Below are 17,057 nucleotides of genomic sequence, written 5' to 3'. Positions count from 1 at the left end.
TGCCCTGGTCTGGATGACTCATTTGCTGGACAGCATCAGGCGAGCAGGACTCGTTTTCGCAGAAGTGTGAAGCCGGCTCGGCCGAACATCTGGCGCTTGAGCATCTTGATCCTGTTGACGTGTCCTTCGACGACGCCCGAGCTCCAGGGCAGGGTCAAGCCGGCGATGACAGCGTCACGGTCGCGTTCGAGTCCTGCGGCGAGGGTGTGGAGGCTGGGAAGGTCGTCCTGTCGGACGGCGTCGAGCCACTGCGGCAGACGTTCGCCCTGGCGCTCGGTCAGCATGGTCGCGAAGGACCTAACGTGGCGGGCGAGGGCAGCGATCTCGGGGCAGTTGGTCGAAACGGTCTTGAGCCGGAGTTGTTCGGACTCGGTGAGGGCCTCGGGGCGGCGCAGGATCCATCCGGCGACTGCGCGGGGCGACGGCGGCCGGGCCGCCACCGGCCGTGGAGATGTCCGTTTGAGGCGCAGGTAGGCGCGGACGCGCGCGTAGCTCCCCTGGTAGCCGAGGGGAACGATCTCCTCCCACAGCTTCCAGGCATTGGTGCAGCCCTCGCTCAAGCGGTCGTCGAGGTAGGGCTTGTACTCGTCCAGAACAGAGGACCGGTTCTGCCACTGGCCGGTGAAGAGGTCTTCTGGCCGGGCGGCGTCGGCGAAACGCTGGACGGTGCGGTAGGTCATGCCGAGCTGCCGCTGGATCGAGCGTCGGCTATGCCCGGCCTCGATCAGGGCGTGGGTCGTGGCATGCCGGGCCCTCGTGCGGTCGGCGAAGCGGCTGCTGGTCGTCCACGGTGAGGACGTGGACTCGGCTGCCACAGCCGGTTCTGCCTCGGGCTGCGGTGCGCTGGGAACGAGTACGCGCAGGCAGCGGCGGTGCTGGGAGACGCTTCGCTCGGCGGCCTCGCTGAGGTTGTGCCAGAGGTGCCACCGATCGGCGACCTGGACCGCCTGGGGCGCGCCGGCGGCGGCGCCCTCGGTGAAGAACGGTGCCCGGTCCCGGCAGACCACCTCGATGCCCGGCCGCCTCGCCAGCCAGGCCGCAAGGCTGGCCGCTTCCCGGCCGGGCAGCAGGTCGACCGGCCTACGGGTCTCCACATCGACCAGGACGGTCCCGTAGTGCCGTCCCTTGCGGGTCGCGTACTCGTCGACACCGATCACCCTCGGGGCGGGCGGCTCCGGCTCTGGCAGCGCGTCGACCAGTCGCAGGACCGTGCTTCGGCTGACGCCGACGCCGAGCACTCGAGCCATACGGGCGCCGGCCCTGCCGGCCAGTGCCAGTCCGATGTCGGACAGCGTCGAGCGAAGGCGTTCCGTCCGCTGGCCGTGGCGACGCGTCAGCCCTGATATCTGTTCGACGAACGTCCGCCGCCCGCAGGATGCATTCGGGCAAGTGAACCGCCGAACGCGCAACCGGAGGACCACGTTTCTGCCACCACTCGGCACGTCAGCAGGAAAGCGCAGGTAGGAGCCATGAACCCGGTCCGACCACGTCCCGCACAACGGGCATGACGCGCCTGCCGTCGCGCACCGGACATCAACGCGCACTATCGCGATGTTCACGTCCAACGACAGCACCACCACGTCCGCCACCGACGGGAACAACAGATCCTTCAGCCGAAACGCAAGGTCATCCACGGCCCCGAACTGTCAGCCCAACCACCAGACCGAAGAGCCATTTTCGGGCGACCTCGCAGACCCGTCCCCCTGGCCCCGCAGTCACTCAGCGTGGCCAGACCACAGAACCTGAGCCAGAACCCAACGTCGTGAACAAAGCCAAACAAGGGGTTGTTCTCGGCCAATACAGACGACGAATTAGGCAGGAAAAGGCGCTCTGCACGTGCCGCCTGCCCGGCCCGTTCCATGATCTGACTCGGGGACGAACCGGCCTCGCGATCGTGAGGAACAGCGCTATGGGCGTGAGCGGCAGCTACCTGTCCAGGACAGAGGTCCAGCAGTTACTGGGTATCAACATGGACGTACGACGGCCTGCGGGCGGCTGACATGGCTTGCACGAGGAGGGAGTGGAACACCAAGGGTGCCTGGGCGGCAGGTGCTGTGGGCATGACCGTCCTGGTCCTGGCCGGCTGCGCCGTGCCTACCGGGGGCGACGGCGGCTCGGACACGCCGCCGAAAGGTGGGCCGAAGGCGAGCGCGTCCGGCTCTGCCAGGCCTTCGTCGACGTACGCGGCTCCCGAGGAGTGGACCGAGCCGGAGCGGTGGGCGGCGCTTCCGCGGGGGATGCGCACCGACGACCGCGGGAGCGCGATTGGCTTCCCGCACACCACCGAGGGTGCCGTGGCGATGATGGCGGCCGCCAACTCCACCACGATGGAGGGCAATCGGTCCGCGGCAGACGAGCAGTTGCGCATTTACCACTCGTACATCGGGCAGGCCGACCAATCCTCGGAGAACGCCGAGGGAATCGAGCTGGAGGCCATCCAGACCGACAAGTGGTTGGCCAGGCAGATGGGCGTGAGGGCGGGAGGACCGCTGCCGCCCGGTGCGTACGTGCGCAGTCACGTGGTCGGCTACAAGGTCATCAAGGAAGCGAGCGACGAGGTCAGCGTGTGGCTTCTGGCCCGTGCCGTGCAGAAGAACGGGGAGACGGCGAAGGAGTCCAGCTCCTACACCCGCACCCTCAACGGCGCGCAGTGGCAGGACGGTGACTGGAAGCTGACGGGCGACGCTACGGAGCGCGTGCTGCGCGACACCAAGGGCCAGCCCAGGCCGGAGATGGCGGCCGTGGGTGACGCCGCGTTCAATGCGGCCGGGTGGACGGCCATCCGGGAGGCGTCGTGAGTCAGCGCCTGGCAGCGCTGGCGTCGACCGCGAGCGGGGTAAGGAGGCCGGCGTGGTCGCACCGGATAAGCACGGTGAAGCCGCGTCCGTCGGCAAGCCGGAGGACCCGCCGGTTTTAACTCGAGCTCAGTGACGGGCCAGAGGCGGTACGAAGCGCACCTCGACGTCGACTTCACCCAGCTCGACGCCGACGCGGGCCCGGAAGCGAAGATGTCGGGCCTGAAGGTCCCCGAGAACCCTTCTCCACACCGGGGGTAATTCGTAGGCCGCCATGGTCCACGACTGCCTACGCTCCCCCCATGCCAAACTCAGAGCTGCAGCGGATCAACTCCTTCCTGTCGGCCTTCGCCCGCCGCCAGGCCGCGTGCATCGTCGACCTCCCGGGTGGGTTCGCCGTATATGACGACGCCTTCGCGCATTCCCGCGCGAACAACCAGGTCATCATCGACATGGCCGTTGACTCCGAGGCGGTGCCCGCCATCGCGGAGGAAGCACTGGGGCATCTGCCACACCGAATGATTTCCGTCCTTGACGACGAAGTCGCAATGGCGTGCGCAAAGCCGCTGACCCGGGCCGGATACACCCACTCCACCTATCTGGTCATGCTGCATGCGGGCCCGGTGCCGACCCGGGGGCCCGCGGAGGAGCTGGACCTCGACGCGATACGTATCCCACTCACCCGGCGATGGCGGGGCCTTCTTCCGGACGTCGACGACGAGGTCCTACGCCATCTCGTCGACCGACGCGAGGCTCGCCGCCGCGGGGCCGACATCGTTCACTTCTTCGGCGCCCGCACGGAGGAGGGCGAGGTCGCCTCATGGGCCGACCTCTATCTGGATCAGGCAACTGGCATAGCCCAGATCGAGGACCTGATCACCTCGGAGGCCCACCTCAGGCGCGGTTACGCCGATGCCGTCCTGACCACCGCGCTGCGCCTGGCCGCCGACAGGGGCTGCGCCACCCGGTTCCTGACCGCTGATGCGAAGGACTGGCCACGACACTGGTACGAGCGCCGCGGCTTCTCCGTCATCGGGCACTCCCACTGCTTCGAACGGGACTGACTGCGAGACACCGGGTGCCGGTGACGGGACGCTGTGATCATCGTGCTCGCCGCCGACAGTGCGCGTCCACCAACACGCGGTGGAATACCGCACATCAGGAATACGTGACGGGTACCAGCTATCCGGCCGGCACGCGCCTCGACACGGCCACAGCGTGCACCGAACGAGACAGCACCGCCCGACCGCCATTCGATCACTCACCGGGCGGTCACATCACAGGTCGGTGTCCCTGGTGATCCCGACAGGCTCGCGTGCGCCTGTAATGTCGCGCTGCACGTCACATCGGCGGCACACTGGGCGCACCCGGCGGCGCGGGCGGGTCCGGCCCGACCCGGCCCGCCGCCGGGCCTACTCCAGGATCCCCAGCTCGGTGTCGGGGCGGCACAGTGAGCAGGCGTCCACCCCGTCCTGCAGCGCCCGGATGGCGTCCTGCCGGCTGATCGCTCTGGTTCGGACCTTGCTGCCTCCTATGGAGCACTCGCCGGCGTGCACGGCGACGGGGCTGTGTCCGTTGATGCTGATCTGCAGGGTCCATTCCGGCGGCGGTTTCTGCCGCTCGATCTTCTCGTGGATGACGGCTTGCTGTTCCAGGTGCTTGATCCGCTCGCGTACCCGGGCCAGGAGCGCGAGCAGGAATGTTTCCAGCACGCGCAGGCGCGGCAGGTCAGGGGGGAGATCGAAAGGCTCGGACATAGCGGTGTCCTTGCTCAGGCGAGCGTGTAGAGGCGCCAGCGGCTGTCGCTGCGTACCACCAGGCCGCGCCGCTCCAGGATTCTGAGTTGGTACAGCGCGGATGACGGGCTGGAGAGACCGACCTGGGCGGCGATCTCCCGCACGGTGGGCGCCTCGCCGTGCGACCGGATTCCGCGCCGGATACAGGCGAGGACGTCCTCCTGCCTCGCGGTCAGCGGCAGCTCATCCCTCATGACTGCCCGCCTCTCGGGTGCGTGCGGGCCGGCAGAGGGCCGCCCGGGCAGCGGTCGACCGGCCGGGCTGGGCGGGCCAGAACGGGTGCCAGAACACCCGGCCGGACAGATGCAGCAGGCGGCGGCGCAGCGCCGTGGTGTCGTGGGGGTGGGGGGCGGCGAGCGCGGCGTATGTGCGGGCCCAGTCGTCCCGCGCCTGTGCCAGATCGCCGGGGGACGTGGTTTGCGCCATGACTCAAATTAGACCACGTGTTCGATTTCCTGTGCACACCGGGCGATGCGCCACTGGGGTCGGCCGGTTGTGACTGAGCACGCTGGTTGTCACTTGAGCAGGACAACTGTCACCGCTCAGCTTGTCGGACTCCCATGCAAGCGAGGAATGCGCCGGCGTCGTCGACGGGTTCGCAGGCCCTGGCCTGGCCTCCCAGCATCCCGGCGGGCTCTGCCCGGTCCATCTGCCGCTCTGTCGCCTGCTGTCCCGCTGTCCCGCTCAATCGTCAAAGCGGAGCTCAGGTCGGGTCCAGAGGGTGAGGTCGCTGCTGGTGGCGACCGCCAGGGTCAGGCCGGAGGGAGAGAACCCGGCTGCGCGGAGTTCTGAGTACTCGGAGTGGAAGATGTGCCACCACGTCCCTCCCGCCGGGCCTTTGTGGGCCCCGCCGTCGGCGGAGAGGATGACGCGGTCGTGGGGCCACTCGGGGCTGACGAGGTCCAAGGTCCAGCCGTCTGGAGTGGTGCTGTGCAGGCCGCCGCCGAAGAGCCCGGCGATACGCACCGGCGTGCCCTCGATCGGGCCGAGCCCGGGGCAGGTGAGCTCCGGCGACGCGTCCGGAGTGCTGGTGTCGGGGTCTGGGTCCCGGTCGCGGGAGACCTTCTCGCCGGTGACCGCGTCGAGGAGTCCATGGCCGTCGCTGGACACGACCATGACGAGGTCGTGCCCGCTGTCGGGATGGACGGCGAAGCCAATGCCGAGCAGACCCCCGATGGGGGTCCTGTGGTCCAGCACCGGCTGCCACGGCTCCGGGGCCGGCATGATGGTGGCGGCGATGTAGCGCTCGCGCAGCTTCTGCTGGTACTCCGTGATCAACTCGTCTCCTCGGGGCTGTCTGTGTCCAGCGTCAAGACCACAAACGATCTCAAGGTGACAAGAACGATGCACCTTCGGTGACAGCAATCCTGCTCACGCCGCCTCGGAGGGCGAGGTCGGGACAACTGTCAGGTGACACGTTCCGTGCTCAGGCACACCGGTGTGGCTGTCCTGTGTCATTGAAGTTTGATCTTTGCCATCCAAGATTGATCATTGAGCTCTTTCAGAGTGGCCACTGATCGAGTGACCCTGGCCGAGTCAGGATGAGGACCGCAACGCACAGGGCTCCCGCGCCGTTGAGGGAGGTGTTCGAAGTCTCAACCCATCAGCACAGGAGCCCTGTTGGTTCCCCATCCTGCCGCACTCGACCTGCCTCATGCTCTGGTCGAGTGGGTATCCATGCTCATCGTCACCCGTGAGGGTGACCGACGCTGCAAGCTGCCGCCCCACCAGCGCGCCCTCGTCGGCCTGGTCTACCTTCGTCGGCACGACACGGTCGCACAGATCGCCGCCGACTTCGGCATATCCGTCGGCACCGCCCACGCCTACGTCAAGGCCGTCGTCGAGCACCTGTCCGGTCGGGCACCCGGCCTGCTGCGTGTCCTGCGGGAAGCCGATCCTGATCACGTCCTGCTCGACGGGACGCTCGCCGAGTGCGACCGGGTCGGCGACAGCCGGGCCGACTTCTCCCAGAAGCACCGCCGTCACGGCGTGAACGTGCAGGTCGTGGCCGATCCCACCGGCAAGCTGCTGTGGATCTCACCCGCGCTGCCCGGCCGCACCCATGACCTGACCGCGGCCCGCACACACCGCATCATCCGGATCTGCGAACGCCAGGGTGTTCCCGTCCTAGCCGACTGCGCCTACATCGGCGCCGGCCCCTGGGTGACCACACCGATCAGACGGCTTCCGAACCGGGACCTCACCACAACCCAGCGGACGATTACTGAGGTTTTCGGGTTGTCGTCGGGTAGTGACGGTTCATGATCCCTGCGGTATGCCGGTGAGGTGAGGTATTCGGAGGGTGGGGGCCTGACCGCTGAGCGTCGGGCGTTTCGTGAGGGGATCCGGCTTCAGGCTGGACAACGGTTCGCGGCGGGTGAGAAGACCGCGGTGATCGCGAAGGACCTGTGGGTGAGCGTGCGGTCGGTGGAACGCTGGCGCCGTGCCTGGCGCGAGGGCGGCATGGAGGGCCTGCGTTCCGCGGGTCCGGCGAACTCACCGATCATCACTGACGCCCAGTTCGCCGTGCTGGAGGAGGAACTCGGCAAAGGCCCGGTGACGCACGGATTCGAAGACGAACGCTGGACCCTGGTCCGGGTTCAGACGGTGATCCGCCGTCGGCTGCGAGTGAGCCTGTCGGTGGCGACGGTGTGGCGGCTACTGAAGCGGCACGGCTGGTCCTGGCAGGCACCCGCCCGCAGAGCACTGGAGCGTGACGAGCACGCGGTGGAGCTGTGGAAGAAGGAGGTATGGCCCCGGGTAAAAGGCTCGCGGCGGCATGCGGGGCCTGGATCGTCTTCGAGGACGAAGCCGGCTTCTCGATGACGCCGCCGGTCGCCCGCACCTGGGGCCGACGCGGGCACACCCCCGTCATCCGCGTCCGCGGCAGGTCCCGCCGCCGGACCTCGGTCGCCGCGCTGTGCTGCTACAAGCCCGGCGAGAAGAGCCGTCTCATCCACCGGCCCCGCACGCACCTCCTGCTCAAGGGCGCACGCAAGAGCTTCTCCTGGCAGGACTACCGCGACCTCCTGGTGCGGGCACACATCCAGCTCGACGGCCCGATCGTGGTGGTCTGGGACAACCTCAACACCCACCTGGCCGCAGGTCTGAAGCAGTACGAGGCCGAGCACGACTGGCTCACCACCGTCCGGCTTCCGCCGTATGCACCCGACCTGAATCCCGTCGAGGCCGTCTGGTCACTCGTGCGCCGATCGATGGCCAACACCGCTTTCACCACACCCGACGACCTCGACCGCAAGCTTCGCCGCGAGTTACGCAGAATCCAGCTCCGGCCCCGCCTGATCGACGGCTGCCTCACCGCCACAAGCCTGGCCATCAACCCGCCGACCCCACCCTGAAAACCTCAGTAGGACCTCTTAGCGTACGAACCTGACCATGCGCCAGCTGGCTCCACTGTTCGGGATATCCAAGTCTGCGGCGGACCGGGTCATCGATCACCTCGGGCCGATGCTCGCCCTCCAGCCCCGCAAGCGGTTCGCGAGGGACACCGTGCTGATCGTGGACGGCACCCTGGTACCCACCCGCGACCACAGCATTGCCGAGCAGTCCAAGAACTACCGGTACGCCACCAACCACCAGGTTGTCATCGACGCCGACACCCGCCTTGTCGTGGTGATCGGCTGGCCTCTGCCCGGCAACCGCAACGACTGCAAGGCGTGGGAGGAGTCCGGCGCGAAGGCCTCCGTCGGCACAACCATGACCATCGCCGACGGCGGATATCCGGGCACCGGGCTCGTGATGCCCCACCGGCGCCGCGGGGGCGAGGAGTTGCCCGGTTGGAGGCAGGCCCACAACAAGTCCCACAAGCAGGTCCGCGCCCGCGTCGAGCACGTCTTCGCCCGCATGAAAACCTGGAAGATCCTCCGCGACTGCCGACTCAAAGGCGACGGCGTCCACCACGCCATGCTCGGCATCGCACGAATGCACAACCTCGCCCTCGCCGGATAGACCACAGCTGGACAGCACAGCAGTCCACCATGCCCGAGGCCACTCAGAGATCATTTACGGGACAGCCCTTAGAACTCCTAACGGAATGAGGGTGGCAATCTGGTTGTGGCTGAAGCTCTGGTTCAGCACCATGAGCCCTGCCGGTTGAAGGTAGTCAGAGCAGAGGGTGCACGGTGGAACTGATCAGCCTCTCGGATGGTGACAATGGCTTTCGATTGCGTGTGCTGGGGCGTCGGTCGCCGGGTGTGCTGCATCTTCACGACCAGCTCGACGCAGAGGTCCTGATCACGAGCAGCTTCGTCAGCGGTCGACTGGCCATGTCCCTGTCCCCGTCCGACCTGGAGGACTGGTCCCATGCTCTGGATCTCCTCGCTGCAGGGCAGGACATCTGCTGGAGGGACGACGGCCACAGCCCTGAAATCAGGATCCAGCCGCACAACAAAGAGCATGAGACTCCCGCGGTTCATGTAGAAGATCCGAGCAGTTCGTGCGTCTCGGTGTTCCTTCCTATGAACCTTGAAGAGGGTTGGATCGACGAGCAGCGGAGGCTGCTTGGGCGGGTGCTGAAGGAGTGGCCGAGCGAGGTCCTGCAGTCCTCACCGGGCGTCTATGAGTGGCGGCGCTGAACTGCTGCCAGGCGTCGCCAGCAGATGAGTGCGCACCCCAGGGTGAGGAAGGCTTCGTGGATGTCGTTGCGTATCTCCCAGCGGATCCGCAGGCGGCGGAACCAGTGCAGGTGAGCGAACGCGCGTTCCACGACCCAGCGTTGAGTGCCGAGTCCGGAGCAGTGCTCGGTGCCCCGGCGGGCGATCAGCGGCTTCACTCCGAGGTCCCACACCAGGCGGCGGTACTTGTCGTGGTCGTATCCACGGTCGGCCAGCACGACGTCGGGGCGGCGCCGGGGTCGGCCACGCTTGCCTCGCACCGGAGGCACGGCCTGGAGGAGTGGGATCAGCTGAGTGACGTCGTTGCGGTTGCCGCCGGTCAGGGTGGCCGCGAGCGGGATGCCGGTGGCGTCGGTGATCAGATGGTGCTTGCTGCCAGATCTGCCCCGGTCAACAGGGCTTCGTCCCGTCTTGGAGCCCCCTTTAAAGCACGGATGTGGGAGCCGTCGACCGCCGCCCGGGAGAAGGCCAGGGCGTTGACGCTGCGGAGCTTGGCGAGGAGAGCCTCGTGCAGCCGAGGCCAGACCTTGGCTTCAGTCCATTCAGCCAGGCGGCGCCAGCAGGTCATGCCCGAACCGAAGCCGAGCTCCTGCGGGAGGTGCTCCCAGGCGATCCCGGTATGCAGTACGAACAGGATGCCCTGAAACACCAGCTGATCCGGATGCCGCTTGCGCCCCGGGTGCCGAGCCCGACGCTCCACCTTCGGCAGCAGTGGCTCAATCACCGCCCACAGCTCGGCATCGACTTCCCACGGCTTCGGCCGCGCCACCCCGCACCCCCGGTCATCGCTCCCGGAGTGATCCAACCACCTCGAAGATCATTTCGTTAGGAGTTCTTAGTCAGGAGGACACGGTGCCGCACGGAGAGCAGACTGAAGATGGTAGGTGGGTGATCGGCCAAGGAGTGGTGATGGCTGAATTCAATCCGAACGTCATCTGCACACGGATGATGCCTGATTCAACCACCCGCCAGTGGGTCCGGCTAGTTGACCCTCCCACCGGGCACCTGAGCCTCCGTGTTGAAGGGGTCGATCCGTTCGTCGCGGTGGGGGACATCGTCGTCTCCGAGATGTATTGGCGCCCCCTTACTCCTGAGGAGATCCAAGGGCTGACCGAGGAGGAGCAGAACAATCCCGCTCACCATTTCGCCCAGGACACCAGGGTGGTCGTCAGGGGCAGGGGTTCGCAGTCCGTGCCTGTAGAACCCAACCAGGACGTCGACATCGAACTCTTGTATTCCGATGTCCCCTGGGACGGATCCCCGAAATGGTGGACGGGACGTCTCGTCGCCAGCCTGTCGGGTTCGGCGGTCGAGCTGCCTCTCTACTTCGCGGTCGGCCAAGGCGGTGGCATACAACCGCAGGTCTCGGACGGGCAGCTGAGCGCGTGGATGGAACCGGGCCAGTCGAGAAACATGAGCTGCACCATCGACAGCGCTCCTTCCGGCGCGGAAGTGCGCGCCTGCCTCGTCGGCGGTGGGCCAACGATCCAGTCGTCGGAGATCTCCGTGTGGGGAGAGGAAAACCTCACTTACGGCGAGGCTCTAGCACGCGGGCTGCTCGCCGGCATGAGCGAGGAGGAGCTGGAGCTGATCAAGGAGGGCGGGTACAGCCACCACGTGGAACTCGCTCATGCCACGGGCACGAATCCGGTGAGTGTGGCGGCCGGACAGCAGGTCAGGGTGGATATCGCCTGCCGGGCCGCGGAGAACGGCGGCGGCGTCGAGAGAGCGGTCTTGGCAGTGATCGCCCCGCCGTGGAGGCCGGTCGAGGTCTCCGTTACGGCGATCGTCCAGAGCGTGTCGGTCAGACTGAATAAGGACACGTTCACCTTGGCCCAGGGTGCACATTTGGAACTCGGCGTGACAGTGTCCTCTGGGCTCAGCGCTGCGGGTTACGTGATGTTCGAACTCGTGGATGGGAACGACAACCTGACTTTGTCGCCGCCGGCCCCTCTGGTGTTCGGGCCGAGGGAGACGGTCAAAGCATGGCTCCCGATCTCGGTCTCTGCCACCGCGCCCTTGGGGCGGCTGAAGACCGCCCAGCTGGTGGCGCTGCTCAGCGCCGGAGGCGTGAACGATGCCATCACAACCTCCATGGACGTTAAGGTCACAGTCGTCCCGAGCAGGACGGAAGTCCTGGTGTCCCCCACCAGCATCAGCGTCCCCACGGGATCGTCCGGCCAGCTGACGGTCGCCGCCCACTCCGGCGGAGGCTTCAAGGAAATCCGGCTGACTCCCAGACCGCTGCCACCCGGCGTGAGCGTGGAGTCGGCGACGCTGACCGTGCAGCCCACCGAGACCGAGGTGCAGCGGAAACTCCGCATCGATATCCAGGACAATGCCCGTCCCGTAACTAAGCTGCCGCTGGGCATCGAGTGGAACTCGAACAACGGCCAGCATCGCGGGACTGCTGTGTCTGAGCTAACCATCCTCCAACGGCCCGAGTCGAGAACGTTCACCAAACCGGTGATCACACCGGCGGGTGTTCCGCTGGGCGGACGGGTCGAGTTCGAGATCAAGAGTGACGGGTCGGCACGATTCAGGGGCTTCATGCGGGCCACAGGACTATTCTCGTACAAATTCACCGTCCGCGCCGTACTACGGTCGAGCAGAGGCGTCATCGCGCTCATCGACCAGATATCGGGGCAAGTTCTCGGGACCGACACAGCCGGCCCGGAGCAGTCCAACTGGGACCAGGACGCGAGCAGGCAGGTCATCGCCGACATGTGGCCCGACCTGCGCTCGGGCTCCATCGTGGTAAGCCGGAGCTCCGAACTGATTGGGACTCTGGGCGACGCCGCGAAGCTGGCCGGCGACGTGCTGCAATTCGCGGTGGTCCAGTCGCTGCTCCTCCCCTTGGGGCCCGGGGGCCAGAGCCTGGCGGCTCTGGTCCTTGTCGGCAGCGAGATCGGCGACGTCGCCGATACCTCGATCATCGGACCGGGAGGTCTGTGCGGTGTCATGGTGGCCGGCGGCGCTGCGTTCCTCGTCGGCCCCACCATGATTGTCCCGGCCTTCGTAGGTGGCGTGCTGATCGGAGAGGCGCTCATCAAGGACCGCCGGCTCAACGCAGCGGAGAGGGCGATGGCACGGGAGCTCTTCGAAGACACCCTGCCGTGGGACAAGATCAGGCTCACGAACCTCTCCGGCCAGGACGGCCAGGCATTCGTGACCCCCTCCGCCGACGGCACCATCCTGGTCAATCTGGGTGTGGCGTTCGACTCCCCGCTGACCTCGGTCGACCCGCCGAAGGGCCTAGTCGTCCCGGGCCAACTGCTGGTGCACGAGCTCACCCACGCCTGGCAGATCGCCCACAAGTCGTTCAAAAGCGAGTACTTCTGGAAGGCCGCGCTCGACAAGATGGGCGGCGACGCCAGCTACGAGTACGGTCCGCCCGGACCGCCGTGGCGCGCCTTCGGTCTGGAGGCGCAGGCGAGCCTCGTCGAAGGCTGGTGGGCTGGGAGTCTGGAGGAGTCGGTCGGAGGGTTCCCTCCCGGTACCAAGTATCGGCCCCGGCAGTCCGAGACCGATCCCTACTTCCGCTACATCTCCGAGAACATCCGCATGGGCGAGCCTCTGTAAGCCTGTCCGTTGGCCGGACCCTCTACGAAGTCACTCGCCAAAGGCAGCGCTACCTCGGTCGCGTAAGAGGCGATGGTGCCCAACCCGGCAGGCGCGTCGAAGGCGGCCTGCGCGGCGGCGAGGACGTCGGCCGGCTCGCTGGCGAGCTGGGACACGTCCGGCTTCGGGCGCAGCAGGGCGAGCACGGCGCGAACTGGGGTCCCTCCCGCCCCGCGGGAAGCCATCAGCAAGATTTTGTCGGAGCGCCCGCCAGGCGGGCCGTCCCTGCAGCCGAGACGGTAGGCCACATGTGTGTGCACTCTCCCGCGCATGAACGCCACCAGGTACGGCGGGCCCTGCCCCCTATGCCCCGCACCGCTGCTCTTGGACGTGCTCCAGGTGCGCTCCGCGCAGTCCGACTTCCCCGTCGCCGAGCGCGTCAGAGGGCGCCGATGCTCCGGCTGCCAGGCGGCCCGGCCCGAACAGTGGGCGGAGGTGATGCGGGAGCACTACGGCGACAGCTGATGGTGCCGTGCGAATGCTGCGCCCCCACGAGCCCCGCCCGCCCCGAGGTTCCGCTCCAGCCGACTCCACCGTCATCGAACGCCCCGCAGCGCACGACTGCCCCAACTACCCACAACCGCTGAGCACACCACGTCACCGACGCCCTTCAACACGAACAGCCACCCTCGCCCCCGGCCACCGGTCGGGGGCTTCGTTCTTCCTGGAGGAGTTCACGTGCCCACGTACGAGGCCCTGCCCCGCTTCAGCCGACCGGTTCGGCTCTCTGACCTTGCTGCGTTGGCGGCGGTGCCTGAGGCGTCGAGGTGGGGTTCGGGGGTGCGTCAGTCGAGGGCGCGGCCGGCGTCGGAGGGGGTTCGGACATGCGTGTTCCGTCCTTCGGGCGGTATGCGGGCAGGAGAAAGGGCCCGCCATGTGGCGGGCCCTTCGGGGTCTGTGCGGTCCTGGCCTGTCAGGCTTCGTCGGCCGCCTCGCGGTGGTCGACCACGGTGTCCGGCCCAGGGGACATGATGGTCTCGTGGCCGTTGGCGGCGCGCACGCGGTAGGGCGGTGTTCCGTCCGGCCCGAGAACCTCGACGATCTCTACAACCCGGTCCTCTTTGCCGACGACTCGGCCATGCATTACAAGACGGTCTCCTACACTGGCGTGCATCGTTGCCTTCCTCTCTGCTGAGTCCTAGCGCAGTGACTCTGCTGATCAGCCAGCGTCACGCCTTGTAGCAGACAGTACCCAACTGGCCTACCAGTGGCGCCTATTCAAAGGTCGCGTCGCACGTGATCTGGCGCCGCATCGGCAACCACTCAATCCTCACCGGGCCCTGACTGCCGGGTGCCGTCGACCCGGACGGCACAGCGATCATGAGGTTCCAGCACCACGGACTGGCCGGACTCGTTGGGCGGAACATGCAGCACTCCACCTCCCTGGACCCACTGGCCGAGAACGCGATGATAGCGGTGTGCGCGCTCGCCGACGCCGCGGACCCGGGCAGTGGAGCTCGGGCGCCGTCGAGGACGCGGCCACGGCGCTGGAGGTGCTCGCCGGAGTGGTTATGTCACCGGACAACGAGAGCGGTTGTAGGTCAGTGGCGAGAGCACCCGCTGCCGCGGGAAGTCGGTGTCGGTGAGTTCCGAGAGCGCTCAGCTGTTTGCTTTCCTTGATGGGATCGTGCCGCTCACTGGTACGGCCCGGCTGAGTGCTTGGTGCCTGGCTCGGTGTCCCCCAGCCATGAGCAGTTCAAGTAGTGTCCGATGGGGCGCTGCCCTGCCCGCGACATCGTCGGTGCGGCACACAGACAGCCAGGTCCGCAAGGATTCTCCGTCGAATTCCCAGCTCGCCACGGTCAGCAAGTGATCCATTCGGCTACCGCAGGTATCGCGATCGGGCCAGCAGGGTTCCTAGGTCCAGCCCGGGGACCCCAGCTTTATTCCGGGAGCCTCGGCCAGGTGGCGTGAGTAGCGCAGCCCAGTCTTGGCAAGCAGTTCCTCGAAAGGATTCCTAAGGGTGCCCCGGGTGATCACCCGGCCGCGATCGGTCCGAGGTAGGTACCGCCGGAGACATCGATGGTCTGGCCGGTCACCCAGCGCCCCTGCGCTCCCACCAGGAAGCCCACCACGTCGGCGACGTCCTCCGGCTCGCCGATCCGCCCGAGCGCGGTGATCGACTCAAGCGCGGCCACCGCCTCGGGAACCGCAGCGTAGGGGGCGATCATGTCGGTCAGCACCACCCCGGGTTCGACCGTGTTCACGGTGATCCCACGCCGGCCCAGCTCGTTGGCGAGCGACGGGCCGAGAGCCGCCAGCGCCGCCTTGGTGACGGTGTAACCGATCTGGCCGGGTTCCGCGATCCGGGTGGCCGCCGATCCCATGTTGACGATCCGTCCGCCGTCCCGCAGCAGCGGCAGCGCCCGCTGAACCACGAAGACCGGCGTGCTCACGTTGACCGCCAGCAGCCGCTCGAACTCCTCCTCGGTGAGCTGCCCGATCGAACTGACCGAGTGGATGCCCGCGTTGTTGACCAGGATGTCCAGGCCCTCCGCGCCGTGGTCCGCCAACCCGGCGATGAGCTCCTTGAACAGCCGGTCCACCGCACCGCTCTCGCCGAACCGGGCCCGCACCGCGAACGCCCGGCCACCGACTTCGGCGATCCGCGCCACGGTCTCCGCGGCGGCCGCATCGTTGCCGCCGTAGTGGACCGCGACGAGCGCTCCCTCGGCGAGCCTGCTGGACGACCGCGTCTCACCGCCACGTGACGTCAGCGAGTTCACCACGATGACGCGCACGGGCACGTTCCTGTGCACCGAGCGGGCGCACGGCAACGACGCGGCCGCGATGGAGACCGTCGCCGCCTACGACCGGGGGCGTGAAGAGTTCGTGCTGCACACTCCGCACGAGGGCGCGCAGAAGTACATGCCCAACAACAGCGCGGCAGGCGGTCCGAAGACGGCCCTGGTGGCCGCCCGGCTGCTGATCGAGGGCCAGGACCAGGGCGTCTTTTTGTTCCTGACCCCGCTGAGCGATGAGCGCGGGCCCCTGCCGGGCATCACCGTGAGGTTGCTGCCCGAACGCGTCGGCAGCCCGGTCGACCACTGCCACTGCGTCACCAGTTTCGACCACGTACGCCTGCCGCGGACGGCTCTCCTGCAGGGCGAACACGGACGACTGCTGCCCGACGGCAGTTCACCAGCACCCTCAGCAGCACCCGCAAGCGGTTCCTGCACGCCGTCCGCCGCGTGAGCATCGGGAAACTCTGCATGAGCGCCGCCACGCTCGGCGGCTGCCGGGCAGCTTTGGCTATTGCCGTCCGCTACGCCCACACCCGGCAGATCTCCGCCCCCGCGGCGGGGCAGCGCGTCCCGCTGGCCGCGCACCGCAGCCACCACGCCCGCCTGCTGACACGCGTGGCCACCGCCTACGCCATGACCTTCCTCCACCGTGCGGTCACCGACCGCTGGATCACCCACGAACGACAGGACCGCGCGGACGCCGAGCGCCTGGTGGCCGTGGCGAAAGGCTGGATCACCTGGCAGGCCCGGGAGATCGTCCTCGAGAGCCGGGAGCGCTGCGGGGCCCGGGCGCTGTTCCCCGTCAACGGCATGGCGGAGTTCCCCGCGAACGCGGACGGCGCGATCACATCTTGCGGTGGCCGTGCTGCCGGAGCGGCACGGCGCGGGGGGGCCGATGGGCAGATTGCCGCAGTGCGGTGCGTGTCGAAGGCAAGCTGCGTCGCGGTACTGGGGTAACCGTGATCTTGTGCCTGTTCAGCGTCAGCATGTCCGTGATCTCGCCAATGCGTACCGCCGAATGTTGGACGAGGGAGATTCCCGCTTCGCTAAATATTCCCTCGACCGGAAAATCCTCTTGTCCGTTGTGGTCGCGTCCGCAGCGGATGAAGCCTTGTGGATCGACTCGCGTGTCCCTGACGGCAACACGTTGAAGGGGGAGTTGGATAGTCTGGTTTCAGATGAACTGCGTCAGCGTGACGTCATCGGCAATTCGTGGGAGAGGCTGAGAACCTGGGCGCTCGGCCGGGTGTGGGGGTTGGCTGGCGCTGCAGTTGGTATCTGCTCCTGGCCGGCCTTGTTCGGGGCTGCCCTGGGACTAGCGGGGCAAACGGCTACGAACCTGGAAGAGGCCGGAGCGGTGGTGGGAGGTGCGCTAGTGCCGCATCAGGCAACGTTCGCCCTGTTCACGACCTCGCGGAGGCGTTCGTCGGCGGCATGCTTGTTCCGCCAGATGATGTAGCGGCGGAT

Annotated in this window: 17 protein-coding genes and 3 pseudogenes; 11 read left to right on the top strand and 9 right to left on the bottom strand. The window is 67.4% G+C overall.

The window, feature by feature from the left end:
* Positions 1 to 35: 35 nt before the first annotated feature.
* Complete coding sequence (locus AC07FK_RS32840) at positions 36 to 1,613, bottom strand: ISL3 family transposase (RefSeq protein ID WP_479108598.1); 1,578 nt, start codon at positions 1,611 to 1,613, stop codon at positions 36 to 38.
* 447 nt (positions 1,614 to 2,060) lie between these two features.
* Here AC07FK_RS32840 and AC07FK_RS32835 point away from each other — a divergent pair, with 447 nt between their 5' ends.
* The 3 genes from AC07FK_RS32835 to AC07FK_RS32825 all read left to right on the top strand — a co-directional run bounded on the left by AC07FK_RS32835 (position 2,061) and on the right by AC07FK_RS32825 (position 3,859).
* Positions 2,061 to 2,798: a hypothetical protein gene (locus tag AC07FK_RS32835; RefSeq protein ID WP_479108565.1), complete on the top strand. Its 738-nt coding sequence runs from the start codon at positions 2,061 to 2,063 to the stop codon at positions 2,796 to 2,798.
* Between the two features lie 129 nt (positions 2,799 to 2,927).
* Complete coding sequence (locus AC07FK_RS32830; protein WP_479108564.1) at positions 2,928 to 3,056, top strand: hypothetical protein; 129 nt, start codon at positions 2,928 to 2,930, stop codon at positions 3,054 to 3,056.
* A gap of 41 nt (positions 3,057 to 3,097) precedes the next feature.
* Positions 3,098 to 3,859: a GNAT family N-acetyltransferase gene (locus AC07FK_RS32825; RefSeq protein WP_479108563.1), complete on the top strand. Its 762-nt coding sequence runs from the start codon at positions 3,098 to 3,100 to the stop codon at positions 3,857 to 3,859.
* 348 nt (positions 3,860 to 4,207) lie between these two features.
* Here AC07FK_RS32825 and AC07FK_RS32820 read toward each other — a convergent pair whose 3' ends face one another.
* The 4 genes from AC07FK_RS32820 to AC07FK_RS32805 form a co-directional block, all read right to left on the bottom strand.
* Positions 4,208 to 4,552: a DUF6233 domain-containing protein gene (locus AC07FK_RS32820; protein ID WP_479108562.1), complete on the bottom strand. Its 345-nt coding sequence runs from the start codon at positions 4,550 to 4,552 to the stop codon at positions 4,208 to 4,210.
* A gap of 14 nt (positions 4,553 to 4,566) precedes the next feature.
* Positions 4,567 to 4,785: a LexA family protein gene (locus AC07FK_RS32815; protein WP_479108561.1), complete on the bottom strand. Its 219-nt coding sequence runs from the start codon at positions 4,783 to 4,785 to the stop codon at positions 4,567 to 4,569.
* Positions 4,775 to 5,017: a hypothetical protein gene (locus AC07FK_RS32810; RefSeq protein WP_479108560.1), complete on the bottom strand. Its 243-nt coding sequence runs from the start codon at positions 5,015 to 5,017 to the stop codon at positions 4,775 to 4,777. The genes AC07FK_RS32815 and AC07FK_RS32810 overlap by 11 nt, the downstream gene beginning before the upstream one ends.
* Positions 5,018 to 5,275: 258 nt before the next feature.
* Positions 5,276 to 5,869, bottom strand: a complete 594-nt coding sequence (locus tag AC07FK_RS32805; protein WP_479108559.1) for a hypothetical protein — start codon at positions 5,867 to 5,869, stop codon at positions 5,276 to 5,278.
* Between the two features lie 342 nt (positions 5,870 to 6,211).
* On the opposite strand from AC07FK_RS32805, the pseudogene AC07FK_RS32800 reads away from it, so the two are divergent.
* The 4 genes and pseudogenes from AC07FK_RS32800 to AC07FK_RS32785 all read left to right on the top strand — a co-directional run.
* Positions 6,212 to 6,814: pseudogene (locus tag AC07FK_RS32800) on the top strand (transposase); the annotation flags it as partial.
* Positions 6,815 to 6,877: 63 nt separating this feature from the next.
* Positions 6,878 to 7,950, top strand: a protein-coding gene (locus tag AC07FK_RS32795; protein WP_479108558.1) for an IS630 family transposase whose coding sequence is annotated in 2 segments (ribosomal slippage) — positions 6,878 to 7,388 and positions 7,388 to 7,950 — 1,074 coding nt in all. Because the reading frame shifts where the segments join, the coding sequence is not laid out codon by codon here.
* A gap of 22 nt (positions 7,951 to 7,972) precedes the next feature.
* A pseudogene (locus tag AC07FK_RS32790) lies at positions 7,973 to 8,560 on the top strand (transposase); the annotation flags it as partial.
* Between the two features lie 173 nt (positions 8,561 to 8,733).
* Positions 8,734 to 9,186 (top strand): DUF5959 family protein, encoded by a 453-nt coding sequence (locus AC07FK_RS32785; protein ID WP_479108557.1) that lies wholly within the window; start codon positions 8,734 to 8,736, stop codon positions 9,184 to 9,186.
* On the opposite strand, the gene AC07FK_RS32780 is transcribed toward AC07FK_RS32785, so the two are convergent.
* A protein-coding gene (locus AC07FK_RS32780; protein ID WP_479108556.1) for an IS5 family transposase occupies positions 9,168 to 9,994 on the bottom strand; the annotation gives its coding sequence in 2 pieces (ribosomal slippage) (positions 9,168 to 9,665 and positions 9,668 to 9,994; 825 coding nt in all). The genes AC07FK_RS32785 and AC07FK_RS32780 overlap by 19 nt on opposite strands.
* A 140-nt stretch (positions 9,995 to 10,134) precedes the next feature.
* Between AC07FK_RS32780 and AC07FK_RS32775 the strand changes: the two genes are divergently transcribed.
* Positions 10,135 to 12,807 carry a hypothetical protein gene (locus AC07FK_RS32775; protein WP_479108555.1) on the top strand — a complete coding sequence of 891 codons (2,673 nt, stop codon included), beginning with the start codon at positions 10,135 to 10,137 and terminating at the stop codon, positions 12,805 to 12,807.
* A 309-nt stretch (positions 12,808 to 13,116) separates the two neighbouring features.
* Positions 13,117 to 13,311 carry a hypothetical protein gene (locus tag AC07FK_RS32770; RefSeq protein ID WP_479108554.1) on the top strand — a complete coding sequence of 65 codons (195 nt, stop codon included), beginning with the start codon at positions 13,117 to 13,119 and terminating at the stop codon, positions 13,309 to 13,311.
* Between the two features lie 448 nt (positions 13,312 to 13,759).
* Here the strand turns inward: AC07FK_RS32770 and AC07FK_RS32765 are convergent, their stop codons facing one another.
* Together AC07FK_RS32765 and AC07FK_RS32760 are read right to left on the bottom strand one after the other, a co-directional pair.
* The gene (locus AC07FK_RS32765; protein WP_479108553.1) at positions 13,760 to 13,960 is read right to left on the bottom strand and encodes a DUF1918 domain-containing protein; all 201 of its coding nucleotides are present in this window, start codon (positions 13,958 to 13,960) and stop codon (positions 13,760 to 13,762) included.
* An 862-nt stretch (positions 13,961 to 14,822) separates the two neighbouring features.
* Entirely contained in the window at positions 14,823 to 15,578 is a 756-nt protein-coding gene (locus tag AC07FK_RS32760; RefSeq protein ID WP_479108597.1) for an SDR family oxidoreductase, read from the bottom strand.
* Here AC07FK_RS32760 and AC07FK_RS32755 point away from each other — a divergent pair.
* Together AC07FK_RS32755 and AC07FK_RS32750 are read left to right on the top strand one after the other, a co-directional pair.
* Positions 15,577 to 16,041: a hypothetical protein gene (locus AC07FK_RS32755; protein ID WP_479108552.1), complete on the top strand. Its 465-nt coding sequence runs from the start codon at positions 15,577 to 15,579 to the stop codon at positions 16,039 to 16,041. The two genes, AC07FK_RS32760 and AC07FK_RS32755, sit on opposite strands and share 2 nt — an antisense overlap.
* Positions 16,042 to 16,058: 17 nt before the next feature.
* Positions 16,059 to 16,547 (top strand): acyl-CoA dehydrogenase family protein, encoded by a 489-nt coding sequence (locus AC07FK_RS32750; RefSeq protein WP_479108551.1) that lies wholly within the window; start codon positions 16,059 to 16,061, stop codon positions 16,545 to 16,547.
* Between the two features lie 426 nt (positions 16,548 to 16,973).
* Here the strand turns inward: AC07FK_RS32750 and AC07FK_RS32745 are convergent.
* Positions 16,974 to 17,057, bottom strand: a pseudogene (locus tag AC07FK_RS32745) (transposase); the annotation flags it as partial.

It is taken from the genome of Streptomyces sp. NPDC046122 (assembly GCF_056429965.1).
The sequence above is the reverse complement of the archived record's forward strand: the minus strand, read 5'-3'. Positions and strand labels throughout refer to the sequence as shown.